The following is a 20,327-nucleotide window of genomic DNA, read 5'->3' as shown; positions in this document are numbered from 1 at the left end:
AGAACGGCCTGGAATTGCAGCTTGGCCAGCACATACATATCCGTTAATGATTCGCGCTGCCGGGTCAGATAGCGTAAATTCATCAAGAATTGTCCTCGCCGCTTATACGGTTCAAGTTCTTCCTTGTAGAACAATTCCCCCAGCTGGTAGGCATCCGCTGCATCTGTCTTTACTTTACGAAGACTTGTCTTTTTCGCCTGATGTGAGATTAACGGATTGATGACGATATACAAATATTGATGCTTGTCCAGAAACTGAACGATTGGGCTATGGTAGTGACCTGTTGCTTCAAGAACAATGGCCGGCCGCTTTCCGGTAAACGATTCGAGGGCTTGTACATAGGTCAGGAACGAGGCTAGCCCCTCAAGATTATGCTCAAACCGAAACGTATTACCATGCGGCATGCCCCGTTCGGCAAAGGCTTGCGCGTGACTTTCTCCTTTGGATACATCCAGTCCAATGACCGGATTCATATAACCACTCCTCACTACGAATTCGCCGGCAGCCCCTAACCTTCTTGTCGTCCACATCATCGCATGTGATTCGGGGTCGAGCCCCAACTAGCCTAAGCATGGTGTAACAAGTAGGGGGGATGAACGGAATAGCTCTCGGGATCCGAGTCCCACGGGCAGAAACGTTCGATCCCCGGCTACCGCTATCTTACGACCACATGAAAATGAGGTCGACCAGAAACATCTGGTGACCTCATAATACGAACGGGCAGGATAGCTTAAGCTTAATATAATTTCTGCATAAAGCATCCATGACAACCGATTATCCCGACCGGCTAATTTGTTTAGTTGGCGGAAAATGCCTCGGTGGTCCTCTTTGCTGTATTATTTTTCTTACTTGGGAACTTTTGTATAGCTAAGGGGTCTACTTGTGTAGTGGGGTGAGGCCGTGGATCTGGATTATCTAAAATATTTGACAAGCGGAGTAGATCGCGATGTCGTATTGAATGAATTAATGAATAAATATGGAAACGACGTATGGAACTTTGCTTTTTATCTTATCCGACGATCTGATTATGCGGATGATATCTGCCAGGAAGTTTTCTTGACCTTGTATGAGAAGCTTCATACTTTCCGCGGCGAATCCCACATTAAAAGTTGGCTTCTCACTATCACGAGAAACAAAACCTACAAGTACAGGAGAAATGCATACTTTTCTAGAGTCGTCCTAGTAAACAACGCCGCTTTAAAAGGAACTTCCCGATCCGCGGAGGCGGAAATGTTCGATAGGATGGAAACTCGTCATATTTGGATAAACGTGATGAAATTGCCGCTTCGGTATCGGGAAGTTCTGTTATTGGAAATACATTATCAACTGAGCATACAAGAAATGGCCAAAATGCTGAATGTCGCCGAAGGAACAATCAAATCGCGACTGCATCGCGCGCGCAAGAGATTATCGACTTTGTTGCAGCTTGAACCGGAAGGGGGGATCGACGATTGAATAAGCACAAACAATGGGAAGAACTACTCGGGCAATCCCCTTTTATGCAGCCACGTTTCAACGAACGTTTGAAGAAAGAGATTATTTGCAAATCCAAAGAAAAACCGGTTTCAAAGTTTTACGGATATCGTTTCCGAGCGATCATTGCCCTTATTATCATTTGTGTCGGCACGCTTTTCATTACGGACAGCGCGGCAATATTTACAAAAAGAAACGACGAGCTCGCTCCGAGAATTTCTTTTCAGACCGAAGCGGTTCGAACCGAATATAAGGTAAAAGGCAAAGCATTATTTCAAGTCTTTCCTGATCCTGCATTGATTGCAGGAGCTCAATACGGCTATATGATCCATTTCACGCAGCCGTTTGAAACTTTTTCCGGTAAATCTATTTCAATCAGGGCATATCATCTGGGGGTGGGAAAACAAGTGACCGTCGTAGCGCCCGTTAAGATTACCGAGCCTAGCCCGGGGTACAAAAGCTTGGATCGATTCGTAACCCGATTCGGCCTCCCTTTCGGTGGCACATGGAGATTCGAGGTCGACTTAAACGAACGATTCTACGGCGACTTCGTGTTGAAGATCAAAGAGCCTGCTCCTTGGACGGAATCCGGAACTTTTGATCTTCCGTACGAGGGAGTCGATGGTCTTTCTCATAAGTACGTATTAATAGGCGAAGAAGGTAAAGTCGGCTTCTTAATCGGCCCATATCAGAACGAAAATGGCGAACTGCTCGACAAACAACCTATTATCGCCGGCAAAAGGAATAAATACATGTGGTTCTTTTGGGGAACAAAAGAAGAACTGACAGGTGGATTAAGCATAATGGCTCTAAAGGAAGGCACAAATCGAGAAATCGACATTTTTAGAACATTCACCGGTCCTTGGAACACCCAAGATTCTCGTACTCCTACGTCGATGGTTTTTCCTGAAGAGGGGATGTGGCGAGTTAACGCCTATATCGGAAATCTTTTATTCGGCAGTATTACAGTACAAGTACAGCCTCAGAATTAATATTATCCTGTTGTTAAAAACAACATTGTAGGTATAGGCATTAAGCTATCGGAGAACGAGAGCACAATCATACGCAGCGGCAGCAGGTCAAAAGATCGGCTGCCGTTTTTGTTAAGCTAAAAGGCAGGAAAGTTGAAACACTGCAACCTTCATGTGGGTCTTCACGTCTCATATCTAAATGGAAAATTACGGGAGTGGATTTCGATTAAGAAAATTATTGTTTTATTCACTTTTTTTAGTATCTTGTTCCTGATTGGTTGCAGTAAAGAAACAACTGAGCAGAAGAATGTTAACCCTTTTGAATACCTTGAGTCGTTTGGTTGGCATATTGAGGAAAAAGTTAGTGAAGGAACGCTAGATACTAAGAAGATTTTGGATGGGGATGCAAAAATCGCAGGTGTTGATTTGAAGCCCTATAAAGAAGTTTATATGACATACTACTTGCTGAAAGAAAAACAAAAAACAGGAAAGAAAATATACGCTACCATTTATCAAGTTAATGAAGATATTATTGGTGGATACGGTCATTTAGAGGGTTGGGAGCCTGGGAATTTTTCTTTGAAGAATAAAGAAGGGGTAATCAATTAAAAAAATAAATAGATAGCGTGATCTCCTTTATTACGCTATCGGGAAACGTTACTTGAATTAAACAGCCTGCCTGCGTGATTGGGTCGGCTGTTAAAACTAACGGGAAGAAGAGCAGAACAAGGGGGAAATAAGCAAGTGAGGAAAAGGTCTTCAGTCGATAAGGCTGAGTGGTCGAACACAAGAGAGGAACAGTTTAAGCGCGATACCCTTGAAATCGTATTCGGGTTCGGTGATACGCTTGAGGTTACTGACAGCATCGTGTACATAAACCATAATGGTGCTATCACGGAAGTCGTAGAGCCAATAAAGTCGAGAACTTTTTGGTTTGAGACATGGTTAAAGGTAAAAGAACATTACGGTGTATAGACATTGAAATGCATTAAGATTATTCAGCTATCGGAGGACGTTAGGCATATAAAGATGCCGAGGTAGCCAAATAAACAAAATAGGCCTTCTAACTTATTAATAACTAACAGGAGGAAGGAAAATGCCCCAGAGTACATGTCTAGGTTGTCAATTAGCCAATAAAGAGATCGAAGCCAATATTATTTATGAAAATGATTGGATCACTTGCATTCTAGATATCGCCCCTTTAAATGAAGGAATCCTGACAAAGAAACATTTTCATGATGTCGATGACTTAGATGATATAAGGGATCAGATCGATCTACGGACATATGTATAAAATACGGGTTTTGTGAAAAAGAATACGCGTTTTTAAACTTTTACGGATAGTGATGATGTGTATCGGTAGCTGCATCATAGGATTCAATTTTAGTCCAGTCACCTTTAGTAACAATAAAACGCACCTTTTGCCCAAGAGCGAGCGTTACAATGACTTTGCTTTGTCTGGTAGCTTGCATGCGGAGCTCAAGTTCTGACTTAAGCACGATGCGGATAGCATCAACAAATAAAGGCTCGACACCGCTAAGTGCCGCTGCCGCCTCGTTCCGGATCGTCTTTGGCCGCACATCCTTATGATTAAAAGTAGTTTGATATGCCTGAGTGATGATCGTTCTCGCACCTGCAAAATGAACACTGTCACCAATAAATAAATAGCCGGATTCTTTATATTCAAGGATGCAATGAAATCCTTCACCTGTAGCACAAGTGCATTAAGGTTTAGATAATCTCGGGAAAACAACTCCCTAATCTTGTTTGTCTCTTCAGCCAATTGTGCGCGTTCCTCTTCCTCGGTCGCCTCGATTAGCGCTTCCCAGTCGATGCCATCAACCATCGATATGATTTGTCTCTGAACCGCAGCAGCGCTAAAGGCATACGCATCCAGTTGCCCTACAATGCCTTGAACTGCAGCTCCAACTTGATGCTGAAGTTGGCTTATGGAAGAGGCAGCGATCGCCGACTGGGCTACCAACTGACTCAGGCTTTCCTGCGCCGCCCGAAAGCCAGGATGCCTAAGCATCTCATGAATCTGGCGCTGCATCTCCAGGACGCCGCTCTGCTTTATGGTAAATCCGATTGTATTATAAAATGCCTGAGACATCTGAGTCATTTGCTGAAGCTGACTGCCGATGGACTGAAACGCATTGGCCATTGTAATTTCTTGGATTTATTGTTAGGATCGCTCATGCCCGTTCCCCCTATCTTCTAAAATATACACTTATTTTACCATGCTTCAAAGTGGCGCACTCCGCGCGCCTGGCCATAAACAAAGAAAATCCCCACATCCAGGATGCAGGGCAATTCTTCCTATGATTTTGGTGCTGCGCGAAGCGATTATAATTCATGTTATTTTAAATGTGACTCTTCTCCTTGGCGAGTCATCCCCAGACAGTATTAGTTAATTTAGTATTATTCATCTTCATAATCATCCACTTCGGCAACCGACGTAAGTTCTTCTAAAAATTCCTCATCATATAATTCATAAATTGCTTCTTCAAGATCGTCGTTGTCGTCGAATGGTGTAAACTTTTGAAGAGGTGCAAAATATGCCAACAATCTTTTCTTTCCGGCTGGCTGGGGAAAATTTATTCTAATTTCCTGATTCTTACCGGATCCATGAATGGATTCTATAATTCCAACTCCCCATTTTGCATGTATAACTTTCTCGCCAACAGTGTAATTCACTATAGGCTTAACAATGCGAGAATTCAACTTTCCACTTTTTAGAAGCTTATTGTACTGATAAACTTCATTCATCATTTCATGATTTGTATCTACTTCTTTTGATCGTTTCAATTGATGTGCTTCATTAATTGCTTCTTTATCGACTTGTTGATTAAGAAAACCTTGAGCGTACTCAATAAATCGATACGATTCATACATTAGAAATTTTTGATCAGTATAGTGCGAAAACTCATCTACAAGTTCCATTCTTGGACCAATAGTTTTACCATGTTGTCTCTGCCACCAATCATCTTTAGCATCGTCAGTTATAAAAATTACAGGTACTTGCTCATCCTTTGCTTTATTAAGAATTTGTTTCCAAACAATCAAATCTCCATATTGATCTTGAATAACAAGGCCACGATAATATTTGACTTTATCCTTTTTATCTGCAGAGTCTCTAAATCCTGGCGGGCGTTTCTGTTTATATCTCTTGTCGCCTTCATCGTAAATTGACTGTAACTCATTTTCATTGAACGGTAGTCCAATCTTGTTTTCAAGTAGAACCTCGAGTCTACTTCTTATTGAATCACTTTGTAAGTAATTTGGATGGCTTTCTTCTTGTTTCTCAAGCTCTCCGTTAATTGACTTGATAAAACCATCTAATCTGGAAGTAATCGTACTTACATCGATTACTGGGTGCCTTCTTTTATAGGATTTCAGATTTTCTTCTAAATGATTAAAAAAATCTACTGATGCTTTGCTAATAATTTGTCTGACTCTAGCGTAAGCATCTAATTGTTCATAAATTACACCTATTCGATTTGCATTATATTCAAGAGCTACTTGATGTGGAACCCAGATTCGCTCAGAAAGGCGGGTTATGATATCCAAAAAAATATCGGTAGTATTGTTACTATATCTATATAAATTTAATAGGACATTTGCATCGAATACAAAAATACATTTTTGCCAGAGCTCTTTATACTCGTCGTCGGTTGGGCTAAAATATGTAGAGAAAAGTTGCTTCATGACTAAAGACCTCCAAAATTTTCAACCAAATAATCTGACTAAATTAAATAATTACCAATACGTCTGATACCTCTCAGATGTTGTTTTGTAGATCCATTTTTAAAGATCGTGTTTCTGACACAATAACCAAAAGTTAGTAGGATCATTCAAGATGCTTCCATTTTTTAGTTTAACAACAGGCAATCGCTTGTATGGTGACTGATATGATGAACAGATGGGACAAACTATGTAAAAAGAGAGCTTATTTAATTTGTATTCTTACATCGTCTTCGCATACAATAACGCCCTGACGATAAACACGACAAGTCATTTTATGAACACCTCTGTAAGCAGTGTTTTCTATTACACTAACTCCCTCTGAAAAATGCCCACGATCGTCCACTTCCACGCACTCATCACCATTATTGCTTACTTCCCACTCAATCTTTGAAAAATCGAAGAAGTTGGACTTGGCCGTGAAACGTATTCTCTTACCTTTTGGAATAGGACCCAACACTTCGTTGAGTGGAATATATTCGTCTGGATGCCATTCAACCATTGTAACAATTTCTACAGAATAGTTACCATACATACTCTTTGCAAGTATTGTTCGATTCTCAGTAGACTCAGTAACAAGTTCTCCCCAATAGGAATGATTAAAGAATTCTTTCCAAGCTGATAAGGCTTGGTTTTCATTACAGTCGCTATTAAATAATACATCCAACTTACTGATGTAGCTTTTTAATCTGGTATGCAGATTTTTAACTTTCTGATGATCTTTGGCATTCAATAGCAAACTTGTTTCGGTATCTTTCGGATTGTACACTTCTTTATTTTCTTCGAGCCGATCCCGTATCTTTTTAATTGTATAGTAAAAGGTTTCATCGATTCTGTCTTTTGACTGAATGCACTCTTCAGCAAGTACAGATTGAATGAGTCCTCCTGGCATAGACCATCCGCTTCTTGATTTACAAAACATTTTAAGCAATCGAACAACAGTACGAATATTTCCATCATTGTCTTTGTTGCTTTTATTGAACCAATTCGTAATAACTTCTGGATCCCGCTTTCTCCAGTTACTTCCGCAATGTTCGTAGACATCGTTTCCATCTTCATCTTGTGATTTACGGTAAACCGCAAAGTCAATGTGGTAACCATCCGCATAATCTACACGAACACAATTGGTCTTTGCTTCCGGTTCAGTTTTAAACCTCTTGCATTTTCTCTTTAATGCATCGGCTACCATATTTTTTGTTGCTATGGTTCCGTCAGGAAGATTATCTTTGTTAAAAATAATGGCTACATCAATATCATATTCATTTTCCTCGTTTTGTATAATTGTGCTCATTGCCATACTGCCCTGAACTTTATGATCGATTAACTTATAATTCGTATTGTAATCCGTATTATATTCGGATAAACCAGACTCCAACCGTTCAATATTGAGATCTTTCTTCTGTCGCAAATTAGTTTGTTCTGTTGCTGAAAGCACAACATGTCCGGTGTAGAATGTATTAAACTTTGAACTTACATTGTACATACTTGTGGACATCACTTATGTCCCCCCTATACTATGAATGTACAAAATTCCCTTTTCGGTTGCCATTAATAATAATGCCCCACGGATATTTCGGTGATGATTGGGCGTTATATTGATAACTTATCACTACAGGCATTCGAGTATCATCAATCAACTGACCAAGTTCAAAAGCAAAACAACTCTGAGATGAAATAATGAGATGGATTTTTTTCAGATGTGACAGTTTACCATGTGTATCTTTCAATACGTCATGTGTAGCCTTCACATACGACAGTAATTGTTCTTTATATTTAATTAGATTATCATCAGGATTAGATACAGATAAATAGATGTGAGGACAAGTGAACTGGGTTAATTGCTCACTGCTAATTGAAGCTGTAATGCTGATTGCGATAGCAATTTCCTCACATTGTGTAGATTGAAGACGCGTAATGGCATTATTTTGGGTTAGCGTTAATCTTGGGAATCGACTTTTGGAAGTAAGTCGGTAGTATACTTGCTGGAACTTATCATACTCGAAATACTCATTCATGACAGAACGTTCAAAGTATTTTCCGGCAATTAAGACAAATGGAATCGACGCAATCCCCGTATAGCCTCGTTTCTTATCTTTGCTTTCTTGTTTATATACTTCAACCTTGTGCTTGATTTCTTCAACGATCTCACCGGCTACCTCAGAGGTCATTGCTTTTTTGTACAACCGAACAAAATCAACTTCCTTTTCTTTGAACTGAAAAGGACTCAGGCCCACTTCTTTATGATGGTTATCAATTCTACGATCATGAAACATCCCATTGAGATTTAGGATGTACATCTTGTTTCTACTGTGCATCATTAGGAATAATCCAATTCCAATCAATATAAATCCAGAAATTAATTGAGCATAATTCGTATCTACATTTTGGTTGCTAAGAAAAGCAAAAATCTTATCATCTAATGTTCCGAACGACGTAGAAATAACCTCAGTTCCAAACATGATGATTAAATCAGCAATCCCTTCCTCGCGTTGATGATTTTTGAAATGACTCACCATGAAAATGATGCCAACAATAAGTACGAATGCCATTATTCCTAACGTAATTATATTGCCTATAGTCAAATAGTCCTCCTCCTTTTATATCCCTGATTATACCATTAGTCCCATTAAGATTTAACCATTTGATAGGAATTATTTTCAAGAAATTTCTTACTTGTAAAAAGCTAAGTGGGGAATAGTGTGTAGAATGCTCCCGCTTCTAAGGGCTTCATCGACCTTTTCATGCATCACTTTTACGGAGAACAGGCAAAACATTTTAATCAATGGCCCTCTCTGCGAACCTGAACGGCAGAGGCCTGCATTAATTTAAATTTGGCATCTTCGGCTAACAATATATGTTCTTGACTTTTTCGGCTAACGATACATGTTCTTGTCTATCTCAATGAACAAGAACATGTATCGTTACAACAAAAAATCCGCGTTATACGCGGATCAGGTACGATATATGTTCTTGTCCTCTGACACCAGTGACAGAATAATGCCCCCCATATTAATCCCCCCTTTATATACAAATTCGGGATTTTGACAGAATAATTATCCCTTTCAAAACAAAAAAGCCGCGAATGCTGCGGCATTTAATGGGACAATGTTTTTGACTTCCGACGGGTCTCCATTTCTCACACTAAGATTTATATCAACTGAAAGTGATTTATCCGCTTCGGTGTCTGGCCATTGTCGATGTTCAACAAATGCTGGCATAATTGTAGAAGCTGTATATTTCCCTGTATAATTCTTTCGACATAGTTGTATCCGTACCTTCCCCATCTTCCAAATAAGCCACGAACGAAATGAATTGTTGAGGTATTTTAGGCAGAAGTACATAAACAATCAGACAATGAAAAAAACCACAGACATGCTGCGGTTTTTCTCATAATAGCATTGGCTGCTTTTATCATGGAAAGAATGGAAGCTTTGGACCGGATGTCGGCAGTTTAAGCATCGGAAACTGAAAACTCGGCTTGAGAGGTGCTATGCAATAATCTCCGTACTCCGCGCAGTCGACTTCGTAATCGGGTGTCTCTGTGCTGATCCGGGCGGTGACGGGCACCTCCCTTCCATCCATCAAATCCGCGATCTGCTTGCGGATATCGAAGTCGTTTAAGGAGGATGCGAACGAAGCCCCTTTCACGAAGTACCGCTTCTCCTGCGTCCCTATCGCTCCGAATTGGCTGAGCAGCGGGACGACGGAATCCCCGGTGTGGTACAGTTCAGAGGGCTCGTGGTCGTTTCCGCCAAATAACAATTCCAGAAAGCCAAGCGGATCGCTGTGTAGCTGATCGAGGTGGTTCATCGGGCTCCAATCGCCCCAATAGTAGGAAAAGGCGGTCGGCCTGCCCGAGCCCGCTATCTCGTCATGCGCCACGCCCTCAAGCGGTCGATCCCATATCTCCTTGTGCAGCTCGAGCGCCCTTTGGGCATACGATTGCTCAAACTTCATTTTCGGGTTCATGTAGAGCGTTGCGAGCAAGTCCGTCATCTGATCCCACGACTCGACGGTCGTGATCGTGTCGTCCTCCCGGTAATCGGTATACAGCCGCGAATGCTCGTAAATCTTTTTTAAATACGCGAACCAACCGGGCGAAGGCAGCAGCTCATAAAAACCGGGAGACTGCATCGCCAGCTGCTGAAAAGTGGTCGGATCTACACGATAGCCGTAATGCCCGCCGCTCAAATAAACCTTGAACATCTCGGGCGTGCCCAGGTTCGGCGTCGAGATGCCGATCCAGCGATTCAGCTTCGCCTTGTAAGCGGGATAATCGTGGGCCAGTTGCTTGACGATAAGACCGCCGCTTCCCTCCGAGATGACAATCGCCTGTTCGGCTCCGCTGGCCGCCAATGCGCGATCGACCGCTTCCTTCAGCGGAGCGACCTGATCCGCATGGCTCATGCGCCAATCGTAGGGGAAGCCGAACAGCGTCATCCCCGACCGGTATCCCCTTTTCTTCAGATCGCTAATCAAGCCGAGGAATCTGTATTGTACAGGATCGATGTGGCCCTCGGGGTACAGGTTGTCGATCGCGGTCAGGCCATTGTCCACCCGGTCTACGACTACCTCGTAGTCCGGATTGCTGGGCAGCAGCTTCGACGTCGCCCAGCGGTTCTGAATCTGGGTCATCCAGGTCCTCTCCAGCTGCCCGTTCGATCTTTTCTTGGTGTACAGCGTCGTCCCGCCGAGACCAGGCACAAGAATGACCGGGATCGTCCGCACGCTGAACCCGAGCGTATATTCACGCCCGGAAAAGCCTTGGGAGGCGTACACGCGAACATAATAAGTCCCCGGATTCAGCGGCAATTTGATCTTTTCCTCTGCCTCGGCCGGCGAGACGGAAGCGGCTACGATCTCCCCGCGGTCGTTCCATAGCTGCATATCGTAATTGCGGAATCCGGGAATGTCGGCAAGCGTCAGGTTGACCGATGAAGTCTGCTCGATCTTGAAACGGTAGAAATCCTCATCGCCCGCTGCGTGAATCGTCCCCCGATAGCTGAAGTTCTGCGGCGCGACAATCGGGACCGCCTGGCCCATCGTGTCGTTCGGCTCGAGCCGATCCGGCATAAGCTCGCTCCACTCAAGCGTGTAAGGCTCGCCGGATACGCCGGAGACCTTGCGCACATAGACGTAGTAGGTGCGAAGCGCGCCCAGCTCCCGGACGATTGTCGCTTCCCGGCCGGAGCTTCCTGTCGCCCGGGCGATCGGCGTGCCGGCGTCGTCGGTCAGCACGAGCTCGTACTCCACGCCCGGTGGCAGGCCACGCAACTGGATCATGGAATTGCCGGCCTGCACAGGCGTCAATCGATACCAGTCGACGTCCTCCGTGCGGTCGATCGTCCCGAAGGGCACCGGCGCGTCGGACCGCAGCGGCGTCGCCGTATCGATCGTATCGTTGGACTCGTAGTAATCCCCTGTGCCTCCCAGAATCGTATAAGGTATCGACTCGGCCGCGCTGCCCCCGTATATTCTCAGGTAGTACACGCCCGTGCCCAGCGTGACCTCGACCGCCGTATCCCCGTTCGCCTCCGCCGTCCCCTGTCTGTACACGCGTTGCCCGCCGAGATCGGACAGCTTGTAGGAGAAGGCGGCGCTGCGGGACTCGTCGCGCAGCGCGAGCCGGATGCGCGACGGCGCCTGGAGCCGCAGCGCATAATAGTCGCTGTCGGCCTCGGTCTCGAGGATGCCTCTGACCTGGATCTGCGGCAGCGGCAAGAGGAATGCCGTCCCCGTGCCATCGTTCGGCTCGTGCGCATCCGGATCCGTAGACGCCGTCGCCCGTACGGGCTCCGACGCATTGCCCGCCGCATCGTAAGCGACGATTGCGATTTCATAGCTGCCGTCCTTCAGACCGTCCGTCGTGTAGGCGCCTGCGCCCGCTGCCACCTCTACCGTGCGTCCGTCCTCGTCGCCCGCTCGCCTTACGCTCACGCGCACGCCGGCCAGGTCCGCATCCGTCGGATCGTGCCAGACGACCGCGAGACGGGAACCCTGCGCGACGACCTGGACCCCGGTGACGGGGCCGGGAGCCGCGGTGTCTCCTACGCTGGCCGAAGCCGTCGCTCCTGCGGATTCATTGCCATTCCGGTCGACGGTTGTCAGCTTGAAGTCGTACCTTCCTCTCTCGAGTCCTTCAGCCGTATAGGAACGTGTGCCGACGTTCGCATCGACGTTCGCGCCGGACAGCGACGACACGCCGCCAGATGACGCGGTTGACGGATAGAGAATCGGGACATACATCTCGTAGTCTGCCGCGCCGGTGCGGCGAATGTACAGATTGAAGTGGTCCAGGTCCCCATCGAGCGGCGGCCGCCAGGTCAGCCGGATGCCGTCATCCGTCTCCGCGGCCGCAAAGCCCGCCGCTTCGTGCGGAGGCGTAATATCCTGGCCCCCGCCGCCAGTACCGCCGGATATGGGCTTGCCGGATGCATACGGCGGCACGGCCAGGAGCAGAGCGAGCAGCAGGGCGGAGAGTTTCGTCACCATTTTGCGCATAGCGCTCCTCCTCACTTGACCCGCCATGCGCGGAAGGTGATCCGGGCCAGCACTTTGCCATCCACCATCGACAGCGGCTTGCCGATCCAGGTCGCCTGCTCGCCCGGCTGGAGCGGGTAATCGAACGTCCCCATCGTCTCCCATGCGCTGTTCGCGTGTGCGTCTTCAAGATCGGCTACCTCGACATGCACGCCCCGGGCATAGCTCGGCTTCGCCAGATAACGGGTGGACAGCGGAGTCACGAAATCCATATCCTCCTGGGCGTCGTCTTCGCCAAAGAAAATCGGGTAGAACTGATCCTTCGTCACGTTATTCTTCTTCCAATAATTTTTGTTGATGCCGTCCCCGATGACGATAAGATCGCTCTTCGGGTTATCCGGGAAAGAATCCAAATCTTCCAGACCGGCGACGGACATATATTGAACGCCGATGTGGTAATAGGCGTTATCGATGTATTTGTGCGAGAATCCGCCCATATAGTCGTGCTTTCTGTCTACGTAAAACGCCGGATCGCTCAGCATGTCTTGCTCGTATTTCCATGGGAAGGCGCCACGGACGAATCCGAACGAACTCGGATAGAGGCCCCATACCCCTTTAAACTCGTAGTCCAGCACCGCCTCATTGTCGAACAGCTCCTTCATCGGCAGCAGCCGGTACGAATAAGCCGCCCAATTGTTGATGTCCGTGACTTCCATTGCAGTACCGCCGTGAAAATACTTGATGCCGGTGCCCCCGGGCGGCTGGTCCCGAAGATCCCCCTCGAACATCGTGATCGTGGGCGTATCGGGACCGCTTCCGCCCCAGCCGGTGCTTTGCTGCATACCGGTGACGCTGAGCACCGGACGATGGCCCGCCCTAAAGATGCCGCCCTCCAGATCGGATATTTGACTGTTGTCCGAGTACGCTTTGTCCTTGGTCCGTACAAGTTGAAGCTTGCCATATTCGCTGCCGTCCTTGTAAATAACCAGCATTACGCCGGTGAAGCCCATGGACGGATAATACAGATAGTAGCCGATGAAGCAATGCGTGTCTGTCTCCTGGTATGAGTGGTAGACGACGGAAGGTCTGTTGTACCAGCCGCTTTTAAAATTAAACCATTTGTAGCTCGGATTGGTCTGACCGTCGAAGAAGTAGTCGGTGAACATGTCGCTGTATCCGCCCTGCCGTACCGACACGATGTCCTGCATGAAATCGGGTGCCCAGTAGGCGACAAGCTTCTGCTCTCGCTCGCTGACGGTATAGACCGGACGGGGCAGCGAGCCTGCGGGAAACCGGAAGGTCAGATCATAGGGGACCGGTTCCGTAACAAGGCTCGAAGCGTATACTCTCACATAGTAGGTACCCGGGTTCAATTTAGTGGAGATCACTTGGTTCTGTTCGTAAAGGACGGGCTGGACGCCATACGGACTCGCTTCGGCATCCAGCAGCTGTAGGCTCACGTTCGCAGGAGCGGTGAACGAGAACGGTTCGGCCGCCTTGGCGACCTCGAACCGGTAATAATCCGAATCGCCGCCGTAGTGGATGCTGCCGTGCTTCTGCAGCTCAATTGCATAAGGCTCATAAACGGGGGTCGCACTCGCGGGCGTGTCGTTCGGCTCCAGCGCATCGGGCTCGCGATTGGTCGTCTCCAGCGTATAGGGGAACAGAGAATAGCCCGAGGCGGATTGCACGTAGACATAATAATGCCGCGAGGCGGTGGCGTTGAACGTAATGGTCTCCTGCGAGCCGATCAGCGAGCGCGATTCGCCAAGTGCCGTGCCCGCATCGTCCGTCAGGTACAGGTCGTAATTCGTACCCATCGGGAGGTTGCGCAGCTGGACGGACATGGGACCGGTACGGTCTGCGTCGATGCGGTACCAGTCCACGTCTCCCGGACGATCGATCGTGCTGATGGTACGGAGGGCGTTGGCGGATAGCACGGTCGCCTGCTCTCTGGCATTATTGGGTTCGTAGAAATCCCCCGTGCCGCCCTCAAGCTCGTAATAAGCAGGCGTGCCCGTGGCCGCGCCTCCGCTGATCTTGACGTAATAGTAGCCCGCGCCGAGCGTGACCTCCTCCTGCGCCACAGTCCCCGCAGCCACTGCTGCCTTGCGGTAGACGCGCATGCCGCTCCTGTCCGACAGCCGCAGCTCCATCTCGGACGCTGCTTCGTTGCGCAGGGTCAGGCTGATCTTGGACGGCGTCTTAAGCGGCAGGACATAATAGTCGGTGTCCTGCGCGTCGCTCAGCGAAGCCTGAACGGAAAAATCGGGAAGAGCGAGCAGCTTCGCTTCAGCGACGGAACCGTTGGGCTCGGTGGCGTCGGCCAGCGCATGCGCCGACAAGCGCACGGCGGACGAAGCGTTGGACGCCGCATCGAGAGCGGTTAGCGAAATCTCGTAGTCGCCTTCGGGCAGCGCTTCGGACCGCAGCCGCTGGACGCCCTTTTGCAAGTCGAAGGAACGGTCGTACGCAGCGCCGTCCGAGGAGCGGATGCGAATCCGGACCTGCGCCAGATCCGGATCGGACGGGTCCGTCCAGGCGAGCTCGACCCGGGGACCCTGCAGGGCGACGGTGGCGGCGGATACGGGCTGCGGCGCTTCATAATCGCCGATCGCCAGCGCGACGATCGCGCCCGCGGATTCATTGCCCGCCGGGTCGACGGACGTCAGTTTGAACTGGTGCGCGCCGGCTCTCAGGCCGGGAACCTCATAACTTCCGGCCGCAAGGTCGGATGCCAAGCGCGTATACTCGGCCTGTCCCGGATATCGGACATAGAGCCGGCTGCTCGCGTAGTCTCCATCCTCCGAGGGCGGCGCCCAGGTCAGCTGCGCCGTCCCCGCCAGATCCTCGGCCCGCAGCGCTCCCGACTCCGCAGGCGGCGTCACATCCACGCTCGAAGCCGAGAAACGCACGGTCGGAGATGCCCGTTCGAACGCATCGTACGCCGTTAATTCGACTGTGTATTCACCGGCAGTCAAGCCCGACACAATCAGACGCTGCTCTCCCTTCCCGACAAGGAAGCTGCGGTCGTAGGCGCCTCCCTCGGCGGCTTCGATTCGCACTTGCACGCGCCGGAATCCGGGATCGGCAGGATCGGTCCATGTCACGATGAAGTCCGCGGCCTGCGCCGTCGCATCGGCGTCCGTCACCGCCGCCTGCCCTTGGGCATCGGGCGCCGCCTGCGCCGACGCCAGCGTACCGGCGGATTCGTTGCCCGTCCGGTCCATGCTCGTCAGCTTCACCTCGTACAAACCTGTCAGCGGCGCCGCCAGCGCGTACGTCTGCATCAAGCCTGTACTGCCGCTGCCGACGGAGCTTGCCGAAAAGCTCGTCGGCAAATCCCCGTCGGCTGGCTCAGAGGCAATACCGGCTTCGTGCAGCTCAAAATCCGGCGCGCCAGGCTCCTTCACGTACAGGTTCGCATGATCGTAATCCTTGTCCGTCGGCAGCCGCCAGCTCAGCAGGATCTCTCCGTTCGCATACGCAGCCGTCAAGCCCAGGGCTTCGCCGGGTGGCGTAACGTCGGGCAGCCTCGGCTTCGTCGTCGCTCGGGGAACGGCCACCGCCACGCCCGGCGTCGCCGTTCCCTCGGACTTCCCGCCGACGCCGGCCGGAGCGGCGCCCGCAGACCAGCCGCCGAGCGTGAGCGACAGCGCCGCCGCCAGAGCCAGCACCTTTTTGCTTCCATTCATTATATAAAGCCTCCTCACGATGTTCGAATTATGCTTCATTAGCATAAAGTTCGCCCATGTTAGGAGGCCAGTGACGGCCGTAATCGGAATGTCATCGATTACGGTAGGACCAAAAGATTACCGCTGACTAGGTTTTCGCGAAATTATGATGAGAAGGACTAGGATAATCAGGATTTATATTCAGTTTGGTATGCAGGTAAGCAGAATATACAGGAGAATGACAAAGCGACGTAAAACGTTCCATGTTACCTCCTCACAGCATCATCAGTGTTGTCATAATCGATATAATGTCGTCATTGGCGTCCCACTACCTGCCCCGCCCCTTAAGCCATGTGTTCTAGGATATGAACACTACAGCATTCTTGCATCGTTACAACAAAAAATCCGCGTTAGACGCGGATCAGATACGATATATGTTCTTGTCCTCTGACATTTTTGATTTGATGATGTGATGAAGATGAGCATTTATATTACTTTGCAGAATACAATTCATTGAATTAGAAAAGGAGCAGACGTCTGCTCCTTATTCCGTTTTTTGGTGCGGTTTTCCTCTGACGAAGTTTCTTATTGAGGTTTCCTATTATAGAAGAAAAAAGTCGCTTATCCTTCAAGGTAATCTTCTGTGAACGCTCCCTCTGCAGAATATAGATCGCAACCCGCAAGCCTACATGCTTGATATAATATATCGAATGTTCCATGCATTGCTTCTTGAATGATGGTGGTATCGGAATCATCGATTAGAGTGCCTGGAAGAAGTAGTTCATTCCTACCCTCTGCGAAAGTCTTCCTATCCCCAAAACCGGCTTTAAAATAGGCTCCTTTCATACCAACGGCACTTAGAAAAACAGCATAAGGCGGAGTGACCCCAAATTGTTGTGCAATAAGCATATAATGGTGCAAATACTTTAGTGTGAAAATTGGAATCTCTGCAAGGAAAATTTGAAATTCTCCCTTTTCATTGCGTTCATCCATAATTGGGTGAAAATACTCCATTCCCCCGTCTCTAAAAATTTGAATGTTTTCTGGCGAAACTGATGTCCATTTGATCACGCCATCCAAATTATATCCGGCACTATGCCCGTAGTGACCAAAAGAAGGAAATATGCTTGCAATCTGCGACGCTTTCCCTTTTAACTCAATGGCCTCGCGGTCTCCTAAAGGAACAACATGCAACAACAAGCCGGGGATTCCACCGAACTTTTCAAAATGCAAACGAATTCGTTCAGTCCGGAATTTTTCAGCGTTTTCTCGCCAGTCGTTCGTGCGATTAAATGCGTCTCTAATTTGTCTCACATCCATTTGAAATTTACCTGTATTCCCCCGTCCGTAAAACCGAGAAGCACCTTCGAACTTTACTATGTGGGGAGCCTGTAAGCTCCGCGGCACAGCAATAGCAAAGAGGTGTTTACCATCATGCTCATAATCTTGGTACTCGATACCTTGAATTCGTGGGTCAATGCCATCTCGAATCGTGCTGTCTAGCCACTGCTTTAATTGTTCGAAATTAATGGCAGCTCCATCTCGGCCCATTATACCGACTATTTCTTCAGGGTAACCGGCATTGTGGCCGTCTTCCGTTGCCTCTTTTATGCCAAAGAGAAGTATTCCACCACTTGTATTGGCCATTGCCGAAACATCGGCGAGCAGTTCTTTCTTTCCTTCATTATTTGGCTTATGTAGCTCTAGCTTGTACTCTAGTACGAGAGATTCGGCTACCTTATTTTCCTTGATACGAACAAAATCTTCAGAGCCTAGCTCGCTAACTCTCTTTCCAAACAGACGCAATTGTTCATCCCCCTAACAATATTGCTATTTCGGCTGAGTTGAGGCCAACGCTATACACTAATATTACCAAATAATGTACGTATAACGATAGAATGCTTTGCGTTCACTCTGATCCCAAGGTTAACTCGTGTTATAACTACCCCATAGCCCAATATTAGTTCGTTGTATCACAATACTGCGAAGTATTTAATGACATTAATTTATTCCGGAATAGAACGTACGTTAGTTGTCGGATGACAAGAACTTGATCCCCATTCCCGTTTCAACTAAGACTAATATTTCAAGTTCTTGTCCTAAATCGGTTAACGATATATGTTCTTGTCACCAGACAGCACTCGCTAGGTTATCCACTTGGAACACCAGTTTTCTCATTATCATCGTTATTTCTAACGAATGCAGCAATAGCAGCTTTCCATTTTTTACTTTCACGGAAGTTATGGAAAAACATCTTCGTTCGATCTGTAAAAGGATATTCATTTTCTATTTGATACCGGGCTTGCAAAAATAGATCAGTAAAGAGTGGGTCAGTATTCTCTGTTATTTTATATGGCCGTCAGCCCCAGCCCAATCGCTTCACTTGCTTCGATGACAGCTGAGGGAATTGTCTGCCGATCAGCGTCCGCGCCTGCTCTTCGTTAACCTCCCACTCCGCATCCCATACATTCGTTCCTCCCATGAAATGTCTGCCTCCTCGTTCCTTACTTTAGTGTGTCGAACAATGGTTAGGATAGCGCGTCGATTGACACCTGCCACAAATGCGCGGCCGCTTCGGGATCAAGGGCGTAAGAAGCGACCCCGTTTCGAGTTCCGGACACATGGGGTTCGGCCTCGTTACAGTCCTCGAAATATCGGCCACCGATACCGTCGAGCAGAGGCGAGGTTGCCAACAGTACGGAGGTTGCTGCTCCTTGTTGGGGTGTCTTCCATACGAATTCCTGGCCGCTCGCCCTCTGCTCGGCGGTGATTTGTAAGCCGGCAACCCCTGGAGTATGAATGGCACCTGGCATCAACGCGTTAACTGTGATGCCATCGTCGGCCCAGCGTTTTGAAGCTTCAACGGCGAATAGTATGTTAGCAGTTTTGGATTGCCCATAAGCAAGAAATTGATCGTAGGGACGACGTAGGAAGTTAATATCGTCGAACACGACCGGTGTACGGAGGTGGCCTGCGGAGCTAACCGATACGACGCGGGCACTACCGGCCGCCTTCAATGCGTCATGAAGGCCATTAGCCAGCGCGAAATGCCCTAGATGATTGGTGGCGAACTGAAGTTCCCAGCCTTCAGGCGTTCGCGTTTCTGGCGTTGCCATGATACCGGCGTTGTTGATCAATATGTGAAGCGGTCCATCCCACGACGCCACGAACGAGGCCACCGACGACCGATCGATAAGGTTTAGCAGAGCCACCTCAACGAGCTGGTTGCCGGTAGTTGCAGCAATATCTTCGGCGACGCGCTTTCCAGCGTCGAGGTCGCGAACAGCCAGCGTTACATGGGCACCCGCCTCGGCTAGTGCGCGGGCGGTCTCAATGCCTATTCCGGACGCTCCGCCGGTAACGATGGCTCTTCGGTTGGTGAGATCTATACCCGCAACAACATCGCTGGCAGTGGACGAGGCATCAAATGGCGTGGTGATAAGTGAAGTTTCAGACATTGTGATTTCCTTCCCTTACGTTAGATTTAATCGGCGCCCGTACATCTAGCTAATAGAATAGAAATGACTGGGCATTGCCAATGACGATCGTTTCATCCTTTTTATTTTTGGACGGTTGTTTTACCTTTTTGCTTGATTAATGCCATTATTTTTTAATGGCATCCCAGCTTAATAGAAAATATAGCTCAAATTCTTTATCAACTGCAGTCAGATGGTTATTATGATAGGCTTTTGCAAGTTGAACAATTGGGTGATAACAATATGAAATCAATAGCTTTGCTTCGACTTGCTTTAACTTCCCATTCTGTATGCCCTTTTCAAAGTAACGAATCAAGGATTTGAACATAAGCGCAGTATCGTCATCTTCATAAAACTTGTTCATAAATGGCGATGTCGTGAATTGTTCCAAGAAGAGAAACCAGTCTTTATTTTGAATCATGAACGCTAATGAATTTTTCATAAACGTATAACAGAGCTCTTTGGCATCCAGCCCTTCATGAATATTCAAGACCATGCTTCTACTCAGC

14 protein-coding genes are annotated in these 20,327 nt (G+C 48.0%); 3 read left to right on the top strand and 11 right to left on the bottom strand.

The window, feature by feature from the left end:
* Positions 1–473: IS110 family transposase (locus tag BM235_RS31320; protein WP_143106677.1), on the bottom strand; the 473-nt coding region annotated here is incomplete at its 3' end.
* Positions 474–900: 427 nt separating this feature from the next.
* Between BM235_RS31320 and BM235_RS31315 the strand changes: the two genes are divergently transcribed.
* From BM235_RS31315 to BM235_RS31305, 3 genes are all read left to right on the top strand, one after another.
* Positions 901–1,455, top strand: coding sequence for a sigma-70 family RNA polymerase sigma factor (locus BM235_RS31315; protein ID WP_255374690.1), 555 nt, complete (start codon positions 901–903; stop codon positions 1,453–1,455).
* A complete protein-coding gene (locus tag BM235_RS31310; protein ID WP_090118196.1) occupies positions 1,452–2,465 on the top strand; it encodes a DUF4871 domain-containing protein in 1,014 nt (337 codons plus the stop codon). The genes BM235_RS31315 and BM235_RS31310 overlap by 4 nt, the downstream gene beginning before the upstream one ends.
* A 132-nt stretch (positions 2,466–2,597) precedes the next feature.
* Positions 2,598–3,053, top strand: coding sequence for a hypothetical protein (locus BM235_RS31305; protein ID WP_090118195.1), 456 nt, complete (start codon positions 2,598–2,600; stop codon positions 3,051–3,053).
* An 829-nt stretch (positions 3,054–3,882) separates the two neighbouring features.
* Here the strand turns inward: BM235_RS31305 and BM235_RS31290 are convergent.
* The 10 genes from BM235_RS31290 to BM235_RS31255 form a co-directional block, all read right to left on the bottom strand.
* The gene (locus BM235_RS31290; RefSeq protein ID WP_090118192.1) at positions 3,883–4,608 is read right to left on the bottom strand and encodes a hypothetical protein; all 726 of its coding nucleotides are present in this window, start codon (positions 4,606–4,608) and stop codon (positions 3,883–3,885) included.
* Positions 4,609–4,865: 257 nt separating this feature from the next.
* Positions 4,866–6,152 carry a PIN-like domain-containing protein gene (locus tag BM235_RS31285; RefSeq protein ID WP_090118191.1) on the bottom strand — a complete coding sequence of 429 codons (1,287 nt, stop codon included), beginning with the start codon at positions 6,150–6,152 and terminating at the stop codon, positions 4,866–4,868.
* Positions 6,153–6,393: 241 nt separating this feature from the next.
* A complete protein-coding gene (locus BM235_RS31280; RefSeq protein ID WP_255374689.1) occupies positions 6,394–7,683 on the bottom strand; it encodes a cyclic GMP-AMP synthase DncV-like nucleotidyltransferase in 1,290 nt (429 codons plus the stop codon).
* 19 nt (positions 7,684–7,702) lie between these two features.
* Positions 7,703–8,770: an SAVED domain-containing protein gene (locus BM235_RS31275; protein WP_090118190.1), complete on the bottom strand. Its 1,068-nt coding sequence runs from the start codon at positions 8,768–8,770 to the stop codon at positions 7,703–7,705.
* An 829-nt stretch (positions 8,771–9,599) separates the two neighbouring features.
* Positions 9,600–12,680, bottom strand: coding sequence for a lipase/acyltransferase domain-containing protein (locus tag BM235_RS31270; protein WP_143106765.1), 3,081 nt, complete (start codon positions 12,678–12,680; stop codon positions 9,600–9,602).
* Between the two features lie 20 nt (positions 12,681–12,700).
* Positions 12,701–16,363: a pre-peptidase C-terminal domain-containing protein gene (locus BM235_RS31830; RefSeq protein ID WP_158544150.1), complete on the bottom strand. Its 3,663-nt coding sequence runs from the start codon at positions 16,361–16,363 to the stop codon at positions 12,701–12,703.
* 600 nt (positions 16,364–16,963) lie between these two features.
* Positions 16,964–18,148 (bottom strand): AlbA family DNA-binding domain-containing protein, encoded by a 1,185-nt coding sequence (locus tag BM235_RS31265; RefSeq protein ID WP_090118188.1) that lies wholly within the window; start codon positions 18,146–18,148, stop codon positions 16,964–16,966.
* Positions 18,149–18,701: 553 nt separating this feature from the next.
* Complete coding sequence (locus tag BM235_RS31825) at positions 18,702–18,824, bottom strand: hypothetical protein (protein ID WP_255374688.1); 123 nt, start codon at positions 18,822–18,824, stop codon at positions 18,702–18,704.
* A 46-nt stretch (positions 18,825–18,870) separates the two neighbouring features.
* Complete coding sequence (locus BM235_RS31260) at positions 18,871–19,800, bottom strand: SDR family NAD(P)-dependent oxidoreductase (RefSeq protein ID WP_090118187.1); 930 nt, start codon at positions 19,798–19,800, stop codon at positions 18,871–18,873.
* A gap of 145 nt (positions 19,801–19,945) precedes the next feature.
* Positions 19,946–20,327 (bottom strand): TetR family transcriptional regulator C-terminal domain-containing protein (locus BM235_RS31255; protein ID WP_090118186.1); only part of this gene is annotated, 382 nt, incomplete at its 5' end.

Source organism: Cohnella sp. OV330 (genome assembly GCF_900112065.1).
GTDB lineage: Bacteria > Bacillota > Bacilli > Paenibacillales > Paenibacillaceae > Cohnella.
This window is presented reverse-complemented; position numbering and strand designations above follow the sequence as displayed.